This is a genomic window from uncultured Gimesia sp., from assembly GCF_963972345.1.
GTDB lineage: Bacteria > Planctomycetota > Planctomycetia > Planctomycetales > Planctomycetaceae > Gimesia.
In genome coordinates, this window is record NZ_CAXAVM010000033.1 from 17031 (window position 1) to 39464 (window position 22434).

General features: G+C 53.1%; 23 protein-coding genes. 20 read left to right on the forward strand and 3 right to left on the reverse strand.

The annotated features are described in order from the left end of the window. Positions 1-144: 144 nt before the first annotated feature. Positions 145-1584: a DUF1501 domain-containing protein gene (locus AACZ40_RS08040; RefSeq protein WP_291178462.1), complete on the reverse strand. Its 1440-nt coding sequence runs from the start codon at positions 1582-1584 to the stop codon at positions 145-147. Between the two features lie 296 nt (positions 1585-1880). Here AACZ40_RS08040 and AACZ40_RS08045 point away from each other — a divergent pair, with 296 nt between their 5' ends. The 9 genes from AACZ40_RS08045 to AACZ40_RS08085 all read left to right on the forward strand — a co-directional run bounded on the left by AACZ40_RS08045 (position 1881) and on the right by AACZ40_RS08085 (position 11209). Continuing rightward, positions 1881-3380 carry a PQQ-binding-like beta-propeller repeat protein gene (locus AACZ40_RS08045; RefSeq protein ID WP_291178463.1) on the forward strand — a complete coding sequence of 500 codons (1500 nt, stop codon included), beginning with the start codon at positions 1881-1883 and terminating at the stop codon, positions 3378-3380. 170 nt (positions 3381-3550) lie between these two features. After that, positions 3551-4585 carry a LacI family DNA-binding transcriptional regulator gene (locus tag AACZ40_RS08050; protein WP_291178466.1) on the forward strand — a complete coding sequence of 345 codons (1035 nt, stop codon included), beginning with the start codon at positions 3551-3553 and terminating at the stop codon, positions 4583-4585. Positions 4586-4624: 39 nt separating this feature from the next. Beyond that, a complete protein-coding gene (locus AACZ40_RS08055; RefSeq protein WP_291178468.1) occupies positions 4625-5677 on the forward strand; it encodes a nucleoside hydrolase in 1053 nt (350 codons plus the stop codon). Between the two features lie 13 nt (positions 5678-5690). Then, a complete protein-coding gene (gene rbsK / locus AACZ40_RS08060; RefSeq protein ID WP_291178471.1) occupies positions 5691-6623 on the forward strand; it encodes a ribokinase in 933 nt (310 codons plus the stop codon). Positions 6624-6636: 13 nt separating this feature from the next. After that, positions 6637-7614 (forward strand): sugar ABC transporter substrate-binding protein, encoded by a 978-nt coding sequence (locus AACZ40_RS08065; RefSeq protein WP_291178474.1) that lies wholly within the window; start codon positions 6637-6639, stop codon positions 7612-7614. Continuing rightward, positions 7611-9167, forward strand: coding sequence for a sugar ABC transporter ATP-binding protein (locus AACZ40_RS08070; RefSeq protein ID WP_291178476.1), 1557 nt, complete (start codon positions 7611-7613; stop codon positions 9165-9167). Before AACZ40_RS08065 ends, AACZ40_RS08070 begins: the two co-directional genes overlap by 4 nt. Further along, complete coding sequence (locus AACZ40_RS08075; RefSeq protein WP_291178479.1) at positions 9164-10171, forward strand: ABC transporter permease; 1008 nt, start codon at positions 9164-9166, stop codon at positions 10169-10171. Before AACZ40_RS08070 ends, AACZ40_RS08075 begins: the two co-directional genes overlap by 4 nt. Positions 10172-10330: 159 nt before the next feature. After that, on the forward strand, positions 10331-10678 hold the full coding sequence (locus tag AACZ40_RS08080) for a hypothetical protein (protein WP_291178483.1): 348 nt from the start codon (positions 10331-10333) through the stop codon (positions 10676-10678). Between the two features lie 15 nt (positions 10679-10693). Continuing rightward, positions 10694-11209, forward strand: coding sequence for a macro domain-containing protein (locus tag AACZ40_RS08085; RefSeq protein ID WP_291178486.1), 516 nt, complete (start codon positions 10694-10696; stop codon positions 11207-11209). Positions 11210-11283: 74 nt separating this feature from the next. Here the strand turns inward: AACZ40_RS08085 and AACZ40_RS08090 are convergent, their stop codons facing one another. Both AACZ40_RS08090 and AACZ40_RS08095 read right to left on the reverse strand, forming a co-directional pair. Further along, on the reverse strand, positions 11284-11568 hold the full coding sequence (locus tag AACZ40_RS08090) for a hypothetical protein (protein WP_291178488.1): 285 nt from the start codon (positions 11566-11568) through the stop codon (positions 11284-11286). 48 nt (positions 11569-11616) lie between these two features. Continuing rightward, complete coding sequence (locus AACZ40_RS08095; RefSeq protein ID WP_291178491.1) at positions 11617-13185, reverse strand: hypothetical protein; 1569 nt, start codon at positions 13183-13185, stop codon at positions 11617-11619. Between the two features lie 251 nt (positions 13186-13436). Here AACZ40_RS08095 and AACZ40_RS08100 point away from each other — a divergent pair, with 251 nt between their 5' ends. From AACZ40_RS08100 to AACZ40_RS08150, 11 genes are all read left to right on the forward strand, one after another. Further along, the gene (locus AACZ40_RS08100) at positions 13437-14300 is read left to right on the forward strand and encodes a TIGR02452 family protein (protein WP_291178493.1); all 864 of its coding nucleotides are present in this window, start codon (positions 13437-13439) and stop codon (positions 14298-14300) included. A gap of 19 nt (positions 14301-14319) precedes the next feature. Continuing rightward, positions 14320-14790 carry a hypothetical protein gene (locus AACZ40_RS08105; RefSeq protein WP_291178495.1) on the forward strand — a complete coding sequence of 157 codons (471 nt, stop codon included), beginning with the start codon at positions 14320-14322 and terminating at the stop codon, positions 14788-14790. A gap of 110 nt (positions 14791-14900) precedes the next feature. Then, on the forward strand, positions 14901-15308 hold the full coding sequence (gene sugE, locus AACZ40_RS08110; protein WP_291178497.1) for a quaternary ammonium compound efflux SMR transporter SugE: 408 nt from the start codon (positions 14901-14903) through the stop codon (positions 15306-15308). A 157-nt stretch (positions 15309-15465) separates the two neighbouring features. Beyond that, complete coding sequence (locus AACZ40_RS08115) at positions 15466-16011, forward strand: cysteine hydrolase family protein (protein ID WP_291178499.1); 546 nt, start codon at positions 15466-15468, stop codon at positions 16009-16011. 94 nt (positions 16012-16105) lie between these two features. Next, positions 16106-16912: a hypothetical protein gene (locus AACZ40_RS08120; protein WP_291178502.1), complete on the forward strand. Its 807-nt coding sequence runs from the start codon at positions 16106-16108 to the stop codon at positions 16910-16912. Positions 16913-17055: 143 nt separating this feature from the next. Further along, on the forward strand, positions 17056-17952 hold the full coding sequence (locus tag AACZ40_RS08125) for a hypothetical protein (protein ID WP_339673943.1): 897 nt from the start codon (positions 17056-17058) through the stop codon (positions 17950-17952). A 158-nt stretch (positions 17953-18110) separates the two neighbouring features. After that, complete coding sequence (locus AACZ40_RS08130; protein WP_291178508.1) at positions 18111-19289, forward strand: serine hydrolase domain-containing protein; 1179 nt, start codon at positions 18111-18113, stop codon at positions 19287-19289. A gap of 130 nt (positions 19290-19419) precedes the next feature. After that, positions 19420-20118 (forward strand): class I SAM-dependent methyltransferase, encoded by a 699-nt coding sequence (locus AACZ40_RS08135; RefSeq protein WP_291178511.1) that lies wholly within the window; start codon positions 19420-19422, stop codon positions 20116-20118. A gap of 669 nt (positions 20119-20787) precedes the next feature. After that, positions 20788-21366, forward strand: coding sequence for an RDD family protein (locus AACZ40_RS08140; RefSeq protein WP_291178513.1), 579 nt, complete (start codon positions 20788-20790; stop codon positions 21364-21366). A 74-nt stretch (positions 21367-21440) separates the two neighbouring features. Next, complete coding sequence (locus AACZ40_RS08145) at positions 21441-22067, forward strand: hypothetical protein (protein WP_291178516.1); 627 nt, start codon at positions 21441-21443, stop codon at positions 22065-22067. Between the two features lie 26 nt (positions 22068-22093). After that, positions 22094-22408 carry a hypothetical protein gene (locus AACZ40_RS08150; RefSeq protein WP_291178519.1) on the forward strand — a complete coding sequence of 105 codons (315 nt, stop codon included), beginning with the start codon at positions 22094-22096 and terminating at the stop codon, positions 22406-22408. Positions 22409-22434: the final 26 nt, after the last annotated feature.

The window sequence follows — 22434 nt, forward strand, 5'->3', positions numbered from 1 at the left end:
AAAGCACTATTATGATTGAAGCCGATCGGAAGCCGGAATGCAAGGATATTATCGGATTGTGGACTGGTCCTGGATCGAAGGCTTTAGCTGTTATTATCAAAAGCTTCGCCCCGTGTGTCGGTGGGCAAATCGCTGTCAAGTGGCTTAACCAAACAATTGTTTGAGCGGTTCTCCGCCATCAACGATGGGAATCGGTCGATCGAGTGCGTCGGGTAACATCAGGCCGGGATCGATGCCGAGTGCCCAGTAGATGGTCGCAGCCAGGTCTTCGGGGCTGACAGGATGTTCGGCAGGTCTGGAAGCAAGACGATCAGAACTCCCGTAGGTCGTACCTCCCCGAATGCCGGCCCCTGCGACTAACGCCGGGAAAAGCTGACTCCAGTGTCCACGACCCCAGTTGCTGTTGGGTTTGGGGGTGCGGCCCATTTCTCCCATCGCGATCACGAGCGTATCGTCGAGCATGCCTCGTTGATCGAGGTCGGCCAGCAAAGCTGCACAACCCTGATCGAACGTCGGCAGCAGATTGTTTTTGACATCGTCGCTGTTGCGATGTGAATCCCAGCTGTAGCCATCAACGCAATCGTAGTGCACGGTGACAAAGCGTACCCCGGCTTCCACCAGGCGACGGGCCATCAGGCACGATTGACCAAACAGATGCCGACCGTATTTATCGCGAAGCGGTGCCGGTTCGTCTTTGATATCGAGGGCATTGCGGGTGTTGTTGGAAGTTAACAGCGCCAGTGCCCGCTGGCGGAAACGATCGAAAACCTGAGAATCAGCTTTATCGAAATTGCGTTTCATGCCGTCAAAGTGCTCGAGCAGCGCCACGCGTCGGCGGATCGTCTTCAAGGGAACTTCGGGAGCCAGTCCTTCGATTTCAAAACTGAGTTCTTCATCCGTGCAGTCCCGCCAGTACGGGTTGTCGGTGGAATCGCGGCTGTCTACGGTGGTAGAGAGCGGATTATAAGCGCGTCCCAGCCAACCCGCATATTCACCCGGTCGAATATAGCGTCCTCCTGCCTGCAGACGTCCCAGTCGATTGGGGACGACCGAGTAGTTAGGGAGATCGCGTTCCAGTCCGCCAGGAGAATGCTGAGTCAGATATTCCACCACCGAGCCCATGGAAGGCCAGTCTTTGGGGGTGGCATCAAAGCCGGCACCGACGGGAACATGCCAGCGTTTGCCGGTTTGCACATAATGACCGCCACCACTGTGATCATTGAAGGTATGCGTCATGCTGCGGATGACAGAATACTTATCCGAAACCTGAGCCAGGTGTGGCAGATGTTCGCTGATCTGCAGCCCGGGAGTGCGGCAGGCGATGGGTTGAAAGGGACCGCGAATTTCACTGGGTGCTTCGGGTTTCAGGTCGAAGGTTTCCAACTGACTGGGGCCGCCAAACAGAAACAGGAAGATGACGGATTTGGCTTTGCCTCCCTGAAAGGGATTCACAATCTGTTGCTGTTCTGCCTGGAGCATCCGTGGAAGCGAGAGCCCGAGCAGCCCGACCCCGCCGGTTGTCAGCAGTTCGCGGCGTGACATGTTTCCTGAAGATCGCTGTGGGTGGTTCAAAATCGAGAACATGGAACTTTCCTTTCACTCACTACAGGCAGGCGGGTCACCATCATTCCGGAATTACTACTGAGCACATCGGGCGGGAATGTCGGAGTGTTCAAGTGTGCGATTCTAACGATTGATCGACAGTCTGTCTCTATGATATCGAGGTTTTTTTATATGTTTTTAAACCTGCTTAAAAATTAGTCAGATAAGGTGGTATTGCGAAAAAGATTAAGTAGAGTGGAATCTGCCCCGTTGCGCAAACAGGGGCAGATTTCAGCGCGAATTCGATTGGCTTCTATGAATTTCAGGAGATAAAACTGATGCTTTGGATGCGAAAACGGACTGTTTTACTTGTTGTTGTGACTGGTCTATTCAGTCTCCTGAGTCATGGTGATGTGGTGCTGGCAGAAGACTGGCCTCAGTTCCGGGGACCCAACTGCTCGGGAGTGTCCACCGGCAAAAAGCCATTACCTGCGGAGTTTGATGATCAGAAAAATGTGATCTGGTCACAGAAACTGGGTGATGGCATTGGCTGTCCGGTGGTTGCTGCGGGACGTGTCTTTACCTCGGCCATGGTGGGGAAGGATAAAATTGGACTGTATGCCTTCGATGCCGAGACCGGAAAGAAGCTCTGGGAACGTGTCTGGAAAACCGGCGATCTGCTCGAGATTCATAAAACGAACAGCTTCGCTGCGACGACACCTGCCGCAGATGCGGAGCGGGTTTACTTCTACTTCAGCACGCTGGGCATGCTGGCCGTCGATGCCGAAACCGGGGCCGATGTCTGGGAGCAGGAACTGCCGGTCCCCTACTTCGTATTCAAGTGGGGCGCGGGGATGTCTCCCACACTGTATAAAGACCTGGTGCTGTTCTGTCAGGATGATGACCTGGCGCCTGCCTTCTATGCGTTTGATAAAAAGACGGGAAAGATCGTCTGGAAGGATGATCGCAGCGACCAGGCGGTGAACTATTCTCATCCGGTCATCTGTGAGACTGACAAAGGGGATGAGATCGTAGTTGCGGGGACCGGCAAGCTGATCGGCTATGATCCCGCAACCGGCAAGCGACTGTGGACAGCCCAGACCCTGCTGCGAAATATCAAGACCACACCGGTGAGTCATGACGGGGTGATTTATGTCTCACTGCAGAGTGGCGGAATTGCCAACCAGTGGCTGGCTTCGATTGACCGCTGGGAAACCGGCAACAGCGACGGGAAAGTTACGAAAGAGGAAATCCAGGCGTTCGTGGGCAAAACCAAAGTTCCCGAAGCCTTCTACAAAAAGACATTTGATCGCGGCGACTTGAACAAAGATGGCGCGCTGGAAGGCAAAGAACTGGATATTGCTTTCCTGCCACCCGGCAATGAAGCGGGAGCCAAATTTGGCGAAGAGCCGGCCCAGGAATTCATTCTCGCCGTCAAAGGGGGCGGTCGTGGCGATGTGACCAAAACCCATCTGCTCTGGAAGCATCCGACCAAACACACCGATCATATTGTGTCCCCGCTGGTGACTGAAGATCGGATGTTTCTCGTCAAAGGGGGCGGAATCTCGACCTGCTTTGAAGTGGAAAAAGGGAAAAAAGTCTGGGGCCCCAAACGGATTCAGAATGAATGCGAATACTTCGCCTCCCCCATTTATGGCGACGGGAAAATTTATGTCGCCGGCGAGAACGGCAAGATCGTTGTGCTGGAAGATGGCCCCGAACAGAACATCATCGCCAAGAACGATATGGGCGATTCGATTCTGGGCACACCCGCCATTGCCGATGGGCGAATTTTTATTCGTACCCGTGGCAAGCTGATTTGCGTGGGTGAGAAATAACGTTGGATAACCGGGCGTGAACTTTCTTCAATTTGTTGAGCGGGACTGAATTAGATTTGGTCCCGCTTTTTTTAGATTTCCAGTAGTGCTACAGACTCTCTTTTTGCCACCAGGCTTGATATCCACTCCCGGTCTGTTAAGATGCACAATCGATTGTGCAAAGGGGTTGTATGAGTAATTCGTCCAACAAATCGGTCACGTTGAAGGAAGTCGCCGAGGCTGCGGGGGTGAGTGTCTCGACCGCGTCGCGTGCGCTGTCGGGGAAAGCGGAAGCCTGTCGCATCAGCAGTGCGACCGAGCAGTCGGTGCGCGAAGCCGCGAAAAAACTGCAGTTCTCCCCTTCCCTGCTGGCCCGATCCCTGAGATCACAACAGACGAAATTGCTGGGCGTCGTGCTGCCCAATGTCGCGAACCCATTCTTTGCGGCGATTGCCCGGGAGATTACGCTGGCCGCCGAAGCGGACGGGTATTCGGTCCTGTTGACAGACAGCCAGGAGAACGGCGAGACGGAAGCGCGGCTGGTAGAACAGTTGCAGGCCCGCCAGATTGAAGGTCTGGTGGTCTGTCCGGTGGGCATGGATGAGACACATCTCTGCAAGCTTGCAAATCAAAAGCTGCCGCTGGTGCTGGTGGACCGGGGATTTGATAACAGGGACCTGGTGACCGTTACGTCCGATCATCAATCAGGTGCCCGGATTGCGATGAACGAACTCCTGGATGCCGGGCATCGGACGATTGGCATTTTACAGGGCTTACCCGAAACGCTGCCCAACCGCGAGCGGCTCTCCGGTGTGCAGGACTCATTATCAGCGGCAGGTCTGGACTTTGATCCGATGCTGATTGCCGGGCATCACTTCGATGAAGCCTCGGGATATCAGGCGGCCCTGCGTCTGCTGACGACGCGACCGGAGATCACCGCGCTGTTCGCGTTCAGCAATCAGAATGCGTTAGGCGCATTGAGGGCGGCGGCGGAGATGGGACGCGCGATTCCCGACGATCTGTCGTTGATCGCCTTTGATGATTTTCCTTTCGCCGCATACCTGGCTGCGCCGTTGACGTCGGTCAGTCAGGATGTCAGTCAGCTGGGCCAGGTGGCTGCCCAATTATTATTAGAACAGATTCGCAGCAGTGTGCCCCCCGAACAGAAACAGTATCGTATTCCTGTCCAGCTCATGCGGCGTTCTTCGATCAAGAATATCGGGTGAAGCGGGACCATTTTCAGACAGGGAAAAGGATTCAATCCAATGAAACGAACGACTCAGACGCTCACATTTTCCGTCTTTATTTTCTGTGCGGCGATTGCATGGATGGGGGGATCATCTCTGCAGGCCGACGAACCCCGGAGACCGGTTCCTGTCATCTTTGATACGGATATTGGCAACGATGTCGACGATGTGCTGGCATTGGGAATGATTCACGCGCTGGAAGTCCGCGGCGACTGCAGGCTGCTGGCGGTGACGATTACCAAAGACAATCCGCTGGCCGCTTCGTTCACCGATGCGGTAAATACCTTTTATGGCAAAGGCGATATCCCGATCGGGATCTGTCAAAGTGGCGTGACACCACAGCCAGGCAAGTTCAATGTCCTGGCAGAAAAGAAGGACAATGGCAAGCTGCGTTATCCGCATGACCTCAAAGCGCCGCAGCAGATCCCCGATGCCGTGACGGTGCTGCGAACTGCGCTGGCGGGCGCGGAAGATCATTCGGTCGTCATCGCGCAGGTGGGTTTTTCGACCAATCTGGCAAACCTGCTGAAATCGCCGGGGGACAAAATCAGTCCTCTCACAGGCAAAGAACTGGTTAAGCAGAAAGTGAAACTGCTGTCGATGATGGCCGGCGCGTTTGAAAAAATTCCGCACAAGGGAAAACTGGTCGATCATCGTGAATATAACATAATCAAAGACATTCCGGCGGCGCAGAAGCTGGCGCGAGAATGGCCGACGCCGATTGTCTGGAGCGGGTTTGAAATCGGGCTGAATGTCGCCTACCCGCATGAGAGCATTGAAGAAGATTATAACTACACTCCGCATCATCCACTGGCAGAAGCCTACATTCTGTATAACCCTCCGCCGCACGACCGTCCGACATGGGATCTGACCAGTGTGTTGTATGCGGTCTTCCCCCATCGGGGTTATTTTGATCTGTCAGAAACCGGTACGGTGACCGTTCAGCCAGAAGGGCTGACGACGTTCAAGCCGGGAGAGGGTCAGCAGCGATATCTGAAACTGACGGATGCGCAGCGTGTCCGCGTGGTCGAAGCGCTGGTGCAGCTTTCCAGTCAGCCTCCTCAAAAGTAGAACGGCACCTCTGATGAACGAGAAAAGACGCGCCAAAATTGCCGTGCTGGGCTCGATCAATATGGACCTGATGATCCGTTCCGCGAAGCTGCCTCTACCGGGCGAGACGGTGATCGCGGATACCAAAGTCGAGAACCCGGGAGGCAAAGGCGCCAACCAGGCGGTGGCGGCAGCACGGATGGGCGCGGAAGTGACGATGATTGGTTGCGTCGGTGATGATAGTTTCGCCGAGGAACTGGTACAGAATCTGAAAGCAGAAGGCATCGATACCAGGCACGTCACACGCAAACCGAATACGACCAGTGGCGTCGCTGTTGTGATGGTGGAATCGAGTGGCGAGAATGCGATTCTGGTTGTTCCCGGTGCGAATGCGCTGGTGGGACTGACGGAACTGGAGCAGGCGCGGCAGGTGATCTGTGACAGTGATGTCCTGCTGATGCAGCTCGAAGTTCCGGTCGAGACGGTGATCGCGGCAGCGGCAATCGCGCGGGAAGCGGGTGTGCCTGTGATTCTGGACCCGGCCCCTGCTCCGGCAGGTTTTCCTCCCGAACTGCTGAACGTGGATCTGATCTGCCCCAATCAGACTGAGGCAGCAGCACTCCTTGGAAAACCATTGTCTTCGCTCGAAGATGTCATCGCGGCGATGCCCACTCTGGCGGAACAGGGGCCGCGACGGATTCTGGTGACGATGGCCGATCAGGGGGCGGTTCTGTTTGACGGAGAGTCGGTCCAGATCATTCCGCCATTTACAATTCAGGCCATCGATTCGACGGCCGCCGGCGATGCCTTTGCTGCGGGACTGGCGGTGAAACTGGCCGAACAGGCAACATTGTGGGAAGCCGCCCTCTTTGCTTCCGCGGCAGGTGCGATTGCCGCATCGGGAGCCGGTGCGCAAACAGCAATGCCGAACCGCGAACAGATTGAAACACTGATTACGAAACAATAACAGGAGCGCTTCCATGCATGAGTTCAGAAGACGATTGATTTCCGGTCTGCTGTTGTGCGGACTGATTGCAGGCTGCACGTCTCAACCAGAATCACCAGAGCAATCAGCTGAAAAGAATACAGCAGATAAAAAGCCCAAGATTGCACTCATCATGAAATCGCTGGCGAATGATTTCTTTTCGTCGATGGCGAAAGGAGCCGAATCGCACCAGCAGGCGCACAGCGAAGATTATGACCTGGTTGTGAACGGGATCAAAGATGAACGCGATTTGAGCCGCCAGGTGGCGCTGGTTGAAGAGATGGTGTCGAGTGGCGTGGATGCGATCGTGATTGCACCCGCGGATTCGAAAGCGCTGGTGCCGGCGCTGCGGCGGGCGCGGGAAGCGGGTGTGGTGGTCATCAATATTGATAACAAACTCGATTCAGAAATATTGCAGGCGGAAAAGATCTCGATTCCTTTTGTGGGGCCTGATAACAAAGCAGGGGCAAAAAAAGTCGGCGATTATCTCGCGACCAAGCTGAACACCGGCGATGAAGTGATTCTACTGGAAGGAATTCGCACCTCGTTCAACGGGACACAACGGCGGCTTGGTTTTGAAGCAGCGATGACAGCTGCAGGCATTAAGATCGTCGACAGCCAGTCGGCGCAGTGGGAGATGAGTATGGCGAATACGCTGGTCTCATCGATGCTCAGCGAACATCCAAATGTCAAAGCGATTCTGGCGGCGAATGACAGTATGGCGCTGGGAGCTCTGGCAGCGGTCAGAAACAGCGGCAAAGTGGGCGAGGTAGCGATTGTCGGCTTCGATAATATCCCGGCCGTGCAGCAGGCGATTAAGGAAGGCCAGATACTGGCGACTGCGGATCAGCATGGAGGGGAACTGGCCGTGTTTGGCATTGAGCATGCACTGCGTCTGGTTGCCGATCCTGAAGCTAAAGTCGAAGATCGCGAAACGCCTGTCGATCTGATCACGGCTGAGGTTCTGAAATGACGGGCGACACTCGGTCGCTGCTGTTTGAAGCGCGCGGCGTCTGTAAGGACTATGTGGTGCGGGTGCTGGATGAAGCGCGGCTGGAACTGCGCCCGGGTGAAATCCATGCGCTGCTGGGCGCGAACGGAGCCGGGAAAAGTACGCTGTGTAAAATTATCGCGGGACTGACGCCGGCGACAGCGGGGCACATGTTGTTGAACGGTGTCTCCTATGCTCCCGCAGATAAGCGCTTTGCCGAATCGCGGGGCGTGCAGATTGTGCAACAGGAACTGAATCTGATTCCAACGCTTTCTGTTGCAGAGAATCTGCTGTTGGGACGTTATCCGCAGCGCTGGGGCGTCATCAATCGCAGGCGGCTGCATGAGCAGGCACGCGTGGCCCTGGACCGTTTTGGGTTGAATGAGATCAAGACAGATCAGAGTGCCGACAGCCTGGGAGTGGGACAGCAGCAGATGCTGGAGATCGCGGCGGCCCTGGACCGGAAGTGTGAGCTGTTGATTCTGGACGAACCGACGGCGGCGTTGAGCGCCGGTGAAACGGAACGACTGTTTGCGCGGCTGAATGAATTGCGGGCCCGCGGCGTGGGGATCATCTATATCAGTCATCGTCTGGATGAAATCGCGCGGATCGCGGACCGTCTGACTGTATTGCGAGATGGGAAATATGTAAGTACACATGAGGTGAGTGAGTTTCAGCCCATTGAGCGGGTGGTGGATCTGATGACGGGCGAAGTGCAGGCAGTACAGCATGCGCTGCAGGAACATACGAATCACACGACTGAAAAAACGATGTTACGTGTGGAAGGGATGACAGGCGGGCCGGTTCGGGATGTCCGCTTTTCCGTAAAGGCCGGCGAGCGGTATGGGATCGCAGGCCTGGTGGGGGCCGGGCGCACGGAGTTACTGCGGTTGATTTTCGGAGCTGACCGCGCGGAACGAGGCGAACTCTTTCTGCGGGGAGAAGCCACGTCGCGGCGGTTTGCTCATCCGCAGGAAGCAGTGCAAGCAGGACTGGCGATGGTAACCGAAGACCGCAAACAGAACGGGTTGCTGCTCTCACAGTCGATTCGCGTCAATACGACGCTGGCGAGCCTGGATCTGCTGACGGGGATCGCGGGGTTGATTGACCGTCGACGCGAAGTCGCGCTGGTGGAAGGCAAACGCAGACGACTGCAGATTCACGCGCGGGACATTGAACAGAGTGTGGGCACATTGAGCGGCGGTAACCAGCAGAAAGTGGCTGTCGCGAAATGGCTGCTGCAGGATGCGGATCTGTTTCTATTCGATGAGCCGACGCGCGGCATTGATGTGGCCGCACGCAGGAATATTCATCAGTTGTTCGATCAACTGGCAGCAAATGGTAAGGCGCTGGTGATTGTCAGCAGTGATCTGGAAGAACTGTTCGAGACCTGCGACCGGATCGGCGTGATGTCGGCTGGTCGGCTGGTTGCTGAATACACGCGGGAAAACTGGTCGTATGATGCGATCATGCAGGACTGTTTTTCCGGATACTCACAGCAAGCAAAAGAGACTGTTTCAGGATCAAATTTATGAGCGACTCCCCTGCCCCTGTTTCTGAAAAAAATACAGATCAGCCAGCCTCGCTGGTGAGTGGAGTGACCTATTCCGTGTTTCAATACGCGGGACTGCTGGGTGTGCTGGCGCTGCTGGTGCTGATTTTCAGTCTGAGAAGCGAACATTTTCTCTCGCAGCAGACCCTGGTGACGGTAGCGAATAACATCCCCGATCTGCTGGTGATTTCGGTGGGCATGACGCTGGTATTGATTATCGGCGGCATTGATCTCTCGGTTGGTTCGCTGCTGGCGCTGTCATCAGCCATGCTGGGGGTGTGCATGGTCGACTGGGGCTGGTCGCTGTGGTCGGCGGTGCCGGTCTGCCTGGGTATAGGCGCTGTGTGTGGCATGCTGAATGGGGTGATCAGTGTGAAGGCGGGGATACCGTCGTTCATCGTGACGCTGGGCATGCTGGAGATGGCGCGGGGTGGCGCGTATCTGATTACGGATTCACAGACGAAATATATAGGTTCGTCGATTGAATGGATCGGCGTGCCTTTGAAAGGCTTTGTGTTCTCCCCCGCATTCCTGCTGGCGCTGGTGATTGTGGCAGCAGGACAGTATCTGCTGACGCGAACGGTCTTCGGTCGCTATTGTGTGGCGATCGGGACGAATGCGGAAGCGGTGCGGATGTCAGGCATTCGGACGGCCCCCTGCTCGGTCGCGGTGTTTACAATCAGCGGTCTGCTTTGCGGGCTGGCGGGCGTGATGCAGACCTCGCGACTCTCCAGTGCCGACCCGAACGCAGCGGTGGGACTGGAACTCTCAGCCATCGCCGCCTGTGTGATTGGCGGAACGAGCCTGATGGGGGGCCGCGGCTCGGTGATCAATACATTCTTCGGCGTGCTGATCATCGCGGTGCTGCAGACAGGCCTGGCGCAGATCGGGGCCACCGATCCGAGTAAACGTGTGATTACCGGCGCGGTGATTATTATCGCCGTGCTGCTGGACGCGGCGAGGCAACGGTGGAAACGACGGGGGTGAGCAGATTATTCGAGACCACGAAAAGAACGAAATGACACGAAATTTGAGTTGATTCCAGCAAGTCCCAGAACTCAAATGTTTGTGGTGGAAACAGTCGGAATCGGGTACTATAAGGGTGTTTTCATTGTCGCCTTCCCGTGTCACAGAAATCGATGATTCATGGATCTGAAACTCAATCTGCTGGTGTTACGTTGTCGTGGTATAGAAGTGAGCCGGTTCTTTTACGAGCAGTTGGGAATCGAGTTTCAAAAAGAAAAGCATGGTTCCGGCCCGGAACATTATGCGTCTGCGTTTGAAGGAATGGTGTTTGAGCTCTATCCGTTGAAAGAGGATGAACCCGTTGATCGCAGTCGACTGGGCTTTGCTGTCAATCTGGAAACGGATCTGAAAGAAAGTCTGGATGCTGCTGATATTGAAATATTTTCCAGCTATGAATTTGATGGTCGGCTGGTTTTCGTGGTCCAGGATCCAGATGGGCGGAAAGTTGAATTGAGCCAGAGCCAATGATCGGAATATTCGTTGATGAAACTCGAATTCATACATGGTGACATTCTGGATCACCCGGCAGAGGCGCTGGTCTGTTCGGGGAATGTGTATCTGAATATGTCGGGCGGCGTGAACGGTGCGCTGTTGATGCGTGGGGGTGAGGCACTCCAGAGGCAGTTACATCAGTATCTGCAGGATCAGAAATTGAATTTTATTGCGCCTGGATTCGTGATGGAAATCGGACCCGAGCCGTTCGAGTTCAATTCGATTGTCTATTCAGTGGCAGTTGACGGCTGGTATGATTCAAGCATTGAACTGGTGCTGCAGACGCTAACGAGTGCGTTGTCGATCATTGAATTGCATGGTTGTAAGACCGTCAACGTCCCTGCTCTGGCGACTGGTTACGGAAAACTTTCTAAGCCCGATTTCGGAATCGCGTTACGGCGAGCTTTGTCAGAGCGAGGGTGGAACTTTCAATGTATCTATGTCGTAGAACGAAATGCGTATGGGCTGGAGGAAATTGAGGATGGTTATCACAGGATGCTGGGGTGACGACAGGCAGAACGAAATTGCAGCTACCACGAAAAGCACGAAATGACGCGAAAACAGATCCTTTCGGATAGTGATTAGTCCCGGACTTCGATCAGGTGCTGGCCTGCTTGCGGTGGTTGCCGGGGATTGACTGAATTAAGAAGGCCCAGGGCGATTTTGGGCGGGTCAGCCATCACTGCTTCCGGAGGCAGATGTCCGAATCCGGTGACAATCCATATGTCGTCCTGGTCCTTGACCTTTAGTTTCATTGTGGGATGAGCAGTGATTCCCTGCAACAGTTCGCCAGCCAACAGCAGACGATCAGCGGGTTCAGAGTAATATGCAAACACAACTCTGATTTCGGTGAGAGGTTCTGACATATGATGGTACTCAGTCCGTTTCCTGTTAACTCACCCTGCTTTGAAAACCTATTCAAACTTGAACGAATACAAGTCCGCGTCTTTGAGTTTGATTCTTAGTTTGACCGGTTTGCCGGCGAGTTTGCTCACGTCGGTTCCCTGTTTCCAGTGCACTGCGCGGGAGATGGTGTCGCCGAAGAGTTCGCTGCAGTCGGACTCTGTGAAACCGTCGATGGGTTTGCCATCCGGGCTTTGCAGTTCGACTAAGATGCCGCCGGCGGCGGAGGTGGAGAAGTTGAGCTTGAGTTCTTTACCGGTGAAGGTGATGGGTTTGGTGGTGATCTCGGCTCCCTTGAGTGGTGCGTTGATCGAGACGAAGCCGTCAATGCGCATCGTGTAGCGTCTTAGCTGGTTGCTGTTGCCGGTCCAGTAACCTTCGGTGGCGTAGAGGGAAATTTCGTTGGGGGCACCTTCCACATCTGATTTGGTTTCGACCATCTGCCAGCCGATGTATTGATGTCCGTAGGCCCAGGTTCCCTGGCGTTCGATGCCGGGACGCAGGAAGGCTTCGGGCCAGCGTTTGAAATTCACCCCGTCGCGGCTGGTCATGAACAACCCTTCGGTAATCGCCATGCCGTAACGGTCGGAGATGGACGAACGCATTTTGCGATGTTTAAACTCGGGAAGTTGCTCCATCGATTTGGACCAGCCCCGTTCGATGTAGCGTGTGGGAAAGCCGACGAGGATGTGCGGAGCACGGTAGTAGGGTTTGATCTGATTGGTATAGAGCTGCTCGGGAGGCGCATCGCCGTACTTGAGGTCCTGGGGTTTGCTCCAGTGCAGCAGATCTGGTGAGGTCGCGGTGCGGATATCACGCAGGCCGGACGGTTTCCAGTTTTTTTCATCGGTCGTGCCTTTGGTGAAGTAACGCCAGTAGGCGCGGTATTTTTGAATCGTCGGATCCCAGAAGGCGAGGTTTTCCGAATCGAAGGCACCATCGGTGATGACCGGTTTATCCGCAAGGAGTGACCAGTGAATGCCATCGGGGGATTTGAGCACCAGTAAGCCGTGCGGGCCGCGAGAGCGGAGGATGGCTTTAAATTTCGCATCTGCGGGACAGTCGGGATTTTCGTCTTTGAAGACGGCGGGATGCACGGGATCGGGTTTGGTGGACTTCATCCAGTCGCGATACGCTTTGCCGATGACGATGTTATTTTTTTTATCGCCACTGCCCGGCGGAAACGAGAACAGGCCCACGTCAGGGCGTTTCCAGTGAATGCCGTCGTCGCTTTCCGCGTAACAGGTGAAGTTACTGTTGTTGGGGCCGAGTTTTTTTTCCTGCACGTCGAGATGCCAGGCTTTGTAGTACATGCGGTATTTGTCGCCGTCTTTGAAGATACTCTGGTAGCCGCAACCACTCCCTTCCCAGGGCTTGTCGTAAGTGAAGACAATTTCGCGGGGCGTGGGATGATGCAGTTCGAAACGGGCTTCCGGGCTGCGGGATTCGATCAGGGTGTCGTCGACCATGAGTTCCAGTCGGGAGCCGATCTCGACTGGCTCTGCGGCGAACGAGATGTCTGTTGTAAGAAGCAGAAGTGTGAACAGGGCGAAGAGGCACGGGGCTGTCAGTCGTGGCATGTTGTTGTTCCTGGTGCTGGAGTGTGTTGTGAGGAATTTCATTCTAACCAGAATTTCCGTTTGAATGAAAGCCACGGAGCTGATTTCGTCCGATCACCTGTTTTTTTCGACCACGAAAACACGAAATGAGACGAAATCATAAAAAGGTGTGAACCATGATTTAATATCACTTGTCGTATAAAATACACTAAGGTAGAATGTAGTGAATAATATAAAGAATGAGAAAACAGGAATGAGAAAGGATTGTGACTATGAGTAGTCGAACAGGACGTGCGTATCTGGCGAAGACCACGCTGGAAGTCATGGAAGTGGGACAGTATGTAAATCCACGGGGGGAGACAGTAGCGATTACCGCCGAGATGGCGGCCTGCAATGCGGGTTCAGCCTGTTTTGAACCAGAAACGCTGACAGAGATGCGGGATGAAGTACTACGGACGCCTGCTCCGTTTACGGAAACGGCATTCCAACTGGAGAATGAGACCACGTTAGAAGGTGCATGGTCACTGGCGGCAGACGCGACGACTGGCCGGATTGGTGTATTGAATTTTGCTTCTGCGAAAAATCCGGGAGGCGGGTTTCTGGGAGGAAGCCAGGCGCAGGAAGAGAGTCTGGCGCGTAGTTCGGCGCTGTATGCTTCGTTGAATCTGTTTCACAAACAGTACTATGAGACACATCGCAGGTTGCGGAGCGCCTTTTATTCGGATCGCATGATTTACTCCCCTGCCTGTCCGGTGTTTCGGGATGATGCGGGATCGTTTCTGAAATCCAGTTACCAGGTGGATTTTCTGACGAGTGCGGCTCCCAATGCGGGTGCGATTCAGAAGAATGAACCTGTGCATGTGAGTGAGATTCCGCAGGTCTTCATGGCACGCATGGATAAAACGCTTGCGTTGTTTGCTGCGCAGGGTTGTCAGACACTGGTGCTGGGGGCCTGGGGCTGTGGTGTCTTTCGAAATTCTCCTGATCTGGTGGCTCGACTGTTTTCTGAATTCCTGCAATCCGGGGGTCCTTATTTCGGTCGATTCAAACAGATTCGCTTTTCTGTACTTGACCGGAGTGAGGAAAAACCGATATTGAGAGCATTCACAAATTATTTTGCGCGCTCAAGCGTATGATCAGAGCTATGAGGTATGAATGGGCTTCTTTGACAGGTTTAAATCCAAACCAGCGGCCACCACGGTCAGTAGTGCCCACAGTGTGGCACGGATTATGGTGATGCTGGAATGCGATGGCGACCAGGTTTTATTTATTTTGCTGACAGACGACGGCACGATCAACCGGATGGGAACAGGGGCCGAGGACAACCGGGAACACGATCTGTATATCGGCGTGAGTGATGCCGCTGCGTTTCAGGCAGTGCGCGGTGTCTGCAGTCCGGTGATTGACGGCTGGATCGGCGGGTTTGGTGACCCGGAAGCAGCGGGTAAACCGTGCAAATTACTGGTAGGTTTTCAGACGTCTGCGGGTGAAGAACTGTTGAGCCAGTGGGAGTATGGCACGGAATCCAAGGGACCGCCGACTGAAGTAATTGCGGTGGTGAAACAGGCCGTTCAGGCGACGGCAGACTGGTACGCGGAGCAGAAAACGCTGTCAGCCGATGGTTGATTGTGCTACCACGAATCACACAAAATGCACGAAAATGTGCTGGTGATGTGAGGTGTGGAGAAACTTCACTTTTTCAGTGAGCCTTTGCAGACCTGGTGCTGTTGACTAAGATGGCAGTATTGATCTGTCTGGAAGTGGGGACGACCTCACCGCTCCTGATTCAACGGGGACGGCCCCTCTGTGTGAAGGACTATACGATGTCGTGGCTGATTCTCATTCTGGCGGGTTTGTTTGAAGTGGCCTGGGCCGTGGGCTTGAAATATACAGAAGGTTTTACGCGTCTGCTCCCTTCCCTGTGGACCATCGGTTCGATGATCATCAGTCTGGGATTACTGGGGCTCGCGATGAAAACTCTGCCTCTGGGAACCGCATATGCTGTCTGGGTGGGAGTGGGTGCCGTGGGAACGGTGATTCTGGGCGTGGTGCTGTTTCAGGAACCGATCAATGCGGTCCGCATTTTCAGCGTGTTGTTGATTCTGGCCGGATTAATTGGTCTCAAACTGGGAGCGGCAGGTTGAACTGCCTGGCTTATTCCATGTGAAGGATATACAGAGCAGCCTGAACAGGATGCCGAAAGTTTTTTCTGCCACGAAAGTCACGAAAGAACATGGAAATGTGATTTTTGAATTTGTGCTGGTGTATTGAAACGGTAATGAGATTTTTGAAGGAGCTGTGATGAGTCGTGCATTGCTGGTGATTGATGTGCAGAACGAATATTTTACGGGGGCACTGCCGATTACTTATCCGGCGGGGCATCTGGAGCAGATCCTGGTCGCGATGGATGCGGCTGCCGCGAAACAGGTGCCTGTGATTGTGGTGCAGCATCATATGACTGATCCTGAAAAGCCGTTCTTTCAGAAAGGAACGTCGGGCTGGGAACTGCATGCCGAGGTCGCAAAGCGTCCCCATGATGTTCTGATTGAGAAAACGTTGCCGGGCAGTTTCACGGGGACGGAACTGGAAGACTGGCTGCGGGAGCGGAACATCGATACGGTAACGATCGCCGGTTATATGACTCACATGTGTTGTGATACGACGGCCCGCCAGGCGGTGCACCGGGGCTTTACGGTGGAATTTCTGAGTGACGCTACCGGGACCCTGCCCTTGTCGAATTCAGCCGGTGAAGTGACGGCGGAAGAACTGCAGCGGTCAATTCTGTGTGCACAGCAGATGATGCTGAGCGAAGTGCTGGACGTCGCTACCTGGATTGGACGATTGTGAGGATCTCCTGTGCCCCTGCTCTAATGCGAGACTGACTGTGGAGAACAAAAACGCTGAACTTGTAATCACAAAATTAAACTAACTGGGATTCGTTTTGTCACCTGAGATCCATTACCGGTTGGAGACGGTGTTTTCCGGGACTTATGGGGATGTTAAGGATCATGAAGTCAGGAAAAAATATGAGCTGGTAGAACAGATCGAACCCGTACTGGTGAGCATGTTGCTGAAAGACGAACAGGTTCTGTTTGTCTCGAAAGGAGAGATCCGGTTTCGCAAGATCATTATCGTGCTTACAAATTTGCGACTGCTTTTGATGCATTCGAACCGCTATGAACCTTTCCATCAACCCTACTGGTCTATTTATTACAGTCAGGTTGAAACACTGAAAAACTCCTGGATTGGAACGCCTCAATTTCGCCTGGTCGATGGTAAGAAAATGACTTTTAACGATTTTCCCCAACAGGATCGTCTGACTCTGCGAATGGTTTTTCAGGATGTGACTGAACTGCTGAAAAAAGCAGATTTTGATCCGTCAGTTTCGCAATCGCGGGAAAATCTGTGTGGAAACTGTTTCGCGGTCCTTCCCCAACCATCTTATAAATGTGAAGATTGCGGCGCGTCATTCTGGACGCCTGCCGAGATGGGGTTCCGCTGTCTCATTTTTCCGCCGTGGGAGAATTTTGTGTTGAAGGAAAATCACTATGCGTGGAATAGTCTGGTGACCTACCTGGCATTTCAGGCGATGGCCTTTCAGATATTGTCTCACCGAGGTTTTGCATATGCCTGGCTGATTCTGGTGATAAGTAACGCGAGTGCTGCACTGGTGGCCCTTAATCAGATGATTAAGGGACGGTATATTAAGGATGTCTCCGGGCACGTTTCCTCCGAATTCGAAAAATAACAGTCAGTATTTCGTCCAGTTTCTTCATTGCGGGGTAGCGAAGAATTCATCGTAAAAAAAGAAAATCGTTTTGAACTGTTCGTGTGTTCTGGGTAAGATGCGTTTCTACTTCCGTTTTACCCCATCCCTGAGGACGATCGAACATGAGCACTGTAGCCAGTCAGGCGGTTGATACCAAACTTACGCAGTTGAATCTGATTCTCTCCCCCGACATTCACTATCGGCTGGAGACCATGTTCCCGAAGCTTGAGGGGATGTTTGCCAAAAGTGGGATCAAGAAAAAATTCCAGCTGGTGAAACGTCTCGAACCGCTGCTGGAAGAGATGCTCCTGGAAAAGGAAGAAGTGCTGTTCATTTCCAAAGGAAATCAGTCTTCTTTCTCCGAGCAGTTCTTTATGGGAGCACTCTGGGCACAGACGATTAATCATACGGCGGTGGTGCTGACGAATTTTCGCCTGCTGTGTATTCGCACGAATGGATCGGGAAAACCCAAGCGTACCTTCTGGTCAATTTATTACAGCCAGATCAAGGATCTGAAGAGTACGATCTTCGGGAATGCCAAGATTTGTCTGAAAGATGGCAAGAGCCTGAATTATTCGGGGTTCCCGAAAATTGATCGCAAGACGATGCGTGAGGTTTTTCTGGATGCTTATAAAACATTCGAAGAGAAAGGCTTTGATCCGGAGGTATCGCAGTCGCGGGAGACCCTGTGTGGTAACTGTTTTGCAGTTGTTCCCAGGCATGATTACCACTGTGAAGCGTGTGGCGCGACGTTCTGGAAGCCATCACAGGTAGGAATTCGCAGTTTCGTCTTCCCGTCGTGGGGAGACTTTGTGATGAAACATTATCCGGTCGCGTTTGCCGAGTTTTGTGGTTTTATGATCTTAGTGGTTGTACTGGCTGCTGCCATTTCGAATGGTAACTACGGGTTCGCCGCGATTCTGTTTGTGCTGGCCAATGGTGGCGATGCCGCAATCACGGCGCAGATCGCTGCCAAAGGACTGCATCTGAAATCAGTCCCGGAATCCCAGTCAGCCTGATCGTGCGACCTGTGCGGTTTAACAGTTGTGGTTTCTTTGATCTGAGAAGTTTTTGTGAGATGCCTCCACAGCTGGCAGCGGTGATACACGATAAATAAAACGGATGGTTGAACAGGAGACCATCCTGAATTCTGTTTACCGTTCATGGGGAGTAGCTTATGCGTATTATGTCACCAGGGGTCTGTGTGCTGATTCTGGGGATAGGCCTGATGTTGCCGTCTGGAATGGTGCAGGGACAGACGATTAATCACCAACTGGAACCCTATCTGAAATCCGGAGAGCTGCCGGCGGTTGCTGCTGCCGTTGTAGTACAAGGTGTGCTGACCGAATATGGTGCGGTTGGGACACGGAAAATGGGTGCGGATATCCCGGTTACGATTCATGACAAGTTTCATCTGGGTTCTGATGGTAAAGCGATGACCGCAACCATCGCCGGGATGATGATTGAAGAAGGCAAGCTGAAATGGGACTCGACGCTGGGAGATGTCTTTCCGGAATTGAAAAAATCCATGGCGCCTGGCGTTGCGAAAGTGACGCTGGAGCAGCTGCTGTCACATACAAGCGGGATGCGGGCCGATGATGAAAATCTGATGGATCTGCTGAAGAACTCGGTGGACGTCGAAGGTAATCTGGACGAGCTGCGATACTGGATCGTGAAGGAATCGGTCAAGCTGCCCCTGGTGGCGGAACCGACCAAAGCGTGGGCATATAACAACCGGGGTTATACCATTGCCGGTGCGATGATTGAACGCGTCAGCGGAAAATCCTGGGATGAGCTGATTGTGGAACGGATCTTTGAACCGTTTGGATTGACGACCGCTGGTCTGGGAACACAGTCTACGTTAGGGAAAATTGATGCACCACTGGGGCATGTGAAGCAGAAGGATGGTAAAGTCAAATCGTATATGGCGGGACCGCAGGCAGATAACTCGCTGATTCTGGGACCCGCGGGAACTTTGCACCTGTCGATTCTGGATTTTGCGACCTGGGCCAGCTGGAACGCCGGGAACGGGATGCGGGCGCCCTGCAATATTGTTTCGCCACAGATGGTTGAGAAAATTCATACCCCGGTATTTACGATCAAAGGTGAGAACCGTCCGGGAACACCACCCGATGGAAAATACGCGCATGGCTGGGGCTGGGTGACCGTCGAGTGGGCACCTTATCCCCTGCTCTATCATGGCGGCTCGAACGGAAAAAATCTGGCACAGGTCTGGATTGATAAAAAGAAAGATATCGCGATTGTCATCATGACGAACATCAGTAATCCAAAAGCTGATGACACACTGCGGGAAATCGCGAAGGAACTGTACCAGGATGCCACCGCGGGGTATTAACGAATTACCAGGAAATCAGATTGGGATCTGAAAACGACTCCGTTCTCTCATTTGTTGTTGAGGGAGCGGAGTCGTGGTATAACGGTTGCGGGACTTTTTGCTTTTCACATCTGTCCGGAACTGATGCTTCATGTTGAATCCCATGTATGGCCGCCACGCTGCCGAATACGCGGCGGCGATCAGAGATAACAGCTATAACGCCCACTATGAACGCCCTTCCCTCATCGCGCTGCTGCCGGAACTGCAGGGAAAACGGGTGATCGATCTGGGCTGCGGGCCTGGTGAATACGCGGCTTACCTGACGTCACAGGGCGCGACGGTCACCGCCGTTGACAGTTCGCTAGAGATGATCTCGCTGGTACAGCAGAAGCTGGGAAACAGCGTCCACGCGTATGTGCAGGATCTCGCGCAGGGAGTGCCTGACGAAGCAGATCGGTCTTTTGATCTGGTTGTCTCTCCTCTGATGATTCATTACCTGGAAGATCCGACGTCCTTGTTTCGTGATGTGAAACGCATCCTCAAACCCGAGGGGCTGTTTGTGTTTTCAACTCATCACCCGTTTGTGGATTATCAGTTCTCGCCGAGCGGGAATTATTTTCTGACTGAGAAAATTGTCGATGAATGGGATACCCTGGGCAGACCGACGCGGGTGGAATATTTTCGCAGGCCTTTGTCGGCCTTGATGCAGTCTTTGACGGATGCGGGCTTGTGTATGGTCGAGCTGAGTGAAGGCAGGCCCGACGAGCAGATGCAGCAGACTGATCCGGAAAGTTTTCAGAAGTTGTCGACCGCGCCGGGATTTCTGTTTTTGAAGTGCCGTGTGGTGTGAAGCTCGTTTTATAAGCAGTCTCCGAACGAGTGAGCCGCGTTATGGAATTGTGTTTTGAGCAGACTGTTCCCGCTGATTGCGAGTGGGACTGCAAGTGATTCCTGAGTACTGTTGGCAGTCCAACAGCATCACACGGACGCTTGATCCGGTAGGTCACTTGCAATAACTAAAGAGGTTTCCGTGTGCCACGGTCCGGCTTGTCCGGCCGTGTTGAATGAGTATGTGACTCTCGATCCTGGTAAAGATGTGTGAGCTGAAACCTCCTGCTCGCTACGCTCGGCCCGGATTACATCCAGGCTCACCCAATATATCTTTCGTGTGGTTTTATGTTTTTCGTGATAGAAAATAAAGGGAGAAGCGTTCATCCAATCTCATTGCAGTGTGTTCCAATATTGAACATCTCCAGACGCGCGGTCACACCCTTGTTTTTGTTTTATCAGGAATGTTTCTCTGGTACTGTACCAGCACCGTCGGGCAAGCCGAGCGGTGGCACGCGCACGATTGATCCGGCAGGTCGTTTGCACTAACTAAAGAAGTTTCCGTGCGCTGTTGGTCCTGATTTCCGGAATTCAGGATGCGATCGCGGCGCGAAAACTGTATGCTGTACCGTTGCGGGGCGGCGGTCATTTCAAGTTGGAAAATTAAAGTGAAGCAGGGAGATCGCAGACGATGGCCGGGGCTCAACGAGATTGCTCACTGGGGGAAGGTGTTTACTTTTTGCCGGAAGATTATATTGGTTTCCGACGGCGCCTGGTGATTTGGCTCGTCGATCTGATGGTGGTCTGCATGCTACTGGCACTGATCAAAATCGTGTCAGTTAGTCTGACGGACGAACAAGATATGACTTCCGATTTTGTCGGTCAGTTCTGTGCCTGGGCCTATCTGACTGTTTTGCGTCCCTCGCGTGTGCGGACCGTTGGCTACTGGGTTACCGGTGCGCGGATCGTTAATTTGCAGGGAACCCGACCTTCGGTATTTCGCATGACGTATCGATTATTACTCAATTTATACTCGCCATTTAATCTTTTGTATGACCTGTTGTGGGTTGGCGTAGACCAGGATCGACAGTCGTTGACTGATCGTTTTGCCGGAACCTGTGTCGTCAGAAGAAAGTCGCAGCCTGCCGGACGCTCAGAAATTCATTTGGTCTACTACACGGCTCTCATGTTTATCTATTACTACCCCCGTGTCGTGCCTCCCCGGGAGATTGTTGAAGTGAACGAACCGGAGACAATCCTGGAAACTTAGCCGGCTGATTCTCAATAAGTCGATGCCGTTTCTGCTCGCGTTGTTGGATTCCTGAAGAGAGGTGTTTCAGACCGATGATAGAAATCGATCCCATAGACGAACCCGATTTTTCGATTGACCGACCGGAATTCAACCCGCTCTCTGTGACGATCATAGTACCGTTGGTGCTGATCATGTTGATGCTGACGTATGTGGCTTATGTGGTCTACGATCTCAAGCTGCAGGCAGTTCCTAATCCGAAAGAATTGTTTAAATCCATTGATCAAGAGCCGAGCGAATTGTTTAAAGCCATTGATCGGATGGCATTCGGACTGTTCTTGTTGAGTGAGGTGGGACAGATTTTTCTGTGTGGTTATAGCGGTCTGCAGTTGAATCGGTTTCTGCATCAGCATCCAGCAATGAATAATTATGAAATTCTGGAAAGATTAAAGCCACTGGTGCGAACCAACATGTACTTTGTGCCTGTAGGGCTCCTGTTTATTGGAGTGGCGCTCGTGACAGGAATATTCTGTCTGTATCAACATGACCTGTTGGAAAAAGCTGTGGTCTTGTGTCTCTGGTTTGTGTCAACTGGCGTTGCCATTCGCTGTAGTGTGATCGAAAATAAAGTACGGGCGATGGAGAGTACCGAACCGGTTTTGAAAGCAGAATATGAATCGGTCTGTCAGAGCTGGTTGCAGCGAATGTTTCCTGATTTTTAGTTTCTGAATTTGTCAAGGAAATTGAAATGGCTCCTGAGACAATTGGTTTGATCGGCGGCGTGGGCGGCACGGTGATCGGAGTGCTGGGAGGCGTGGTGGGCACCTGGTGCAGTATTAAAAATACGAATGGCCCCGCTGAGAAAGCATTCATGATTCGAATTGCAACCGTAATGTGGATAATGATTCCACTGTTTCTCCTGCTGCTGTTTCTGCTGCCTCAGCCCTGGAATCAGTTGATCTGGATTCCGTATGCAGTATGTCTGACGTGGGCGATTCACTTCTGTAACCGAAAACAGCAGGCGATTCGCGAGGCGGAGGCGTCTTTGAAGGAGATGCTGTGAATACTAAACGAATCTATTTTCAGGAT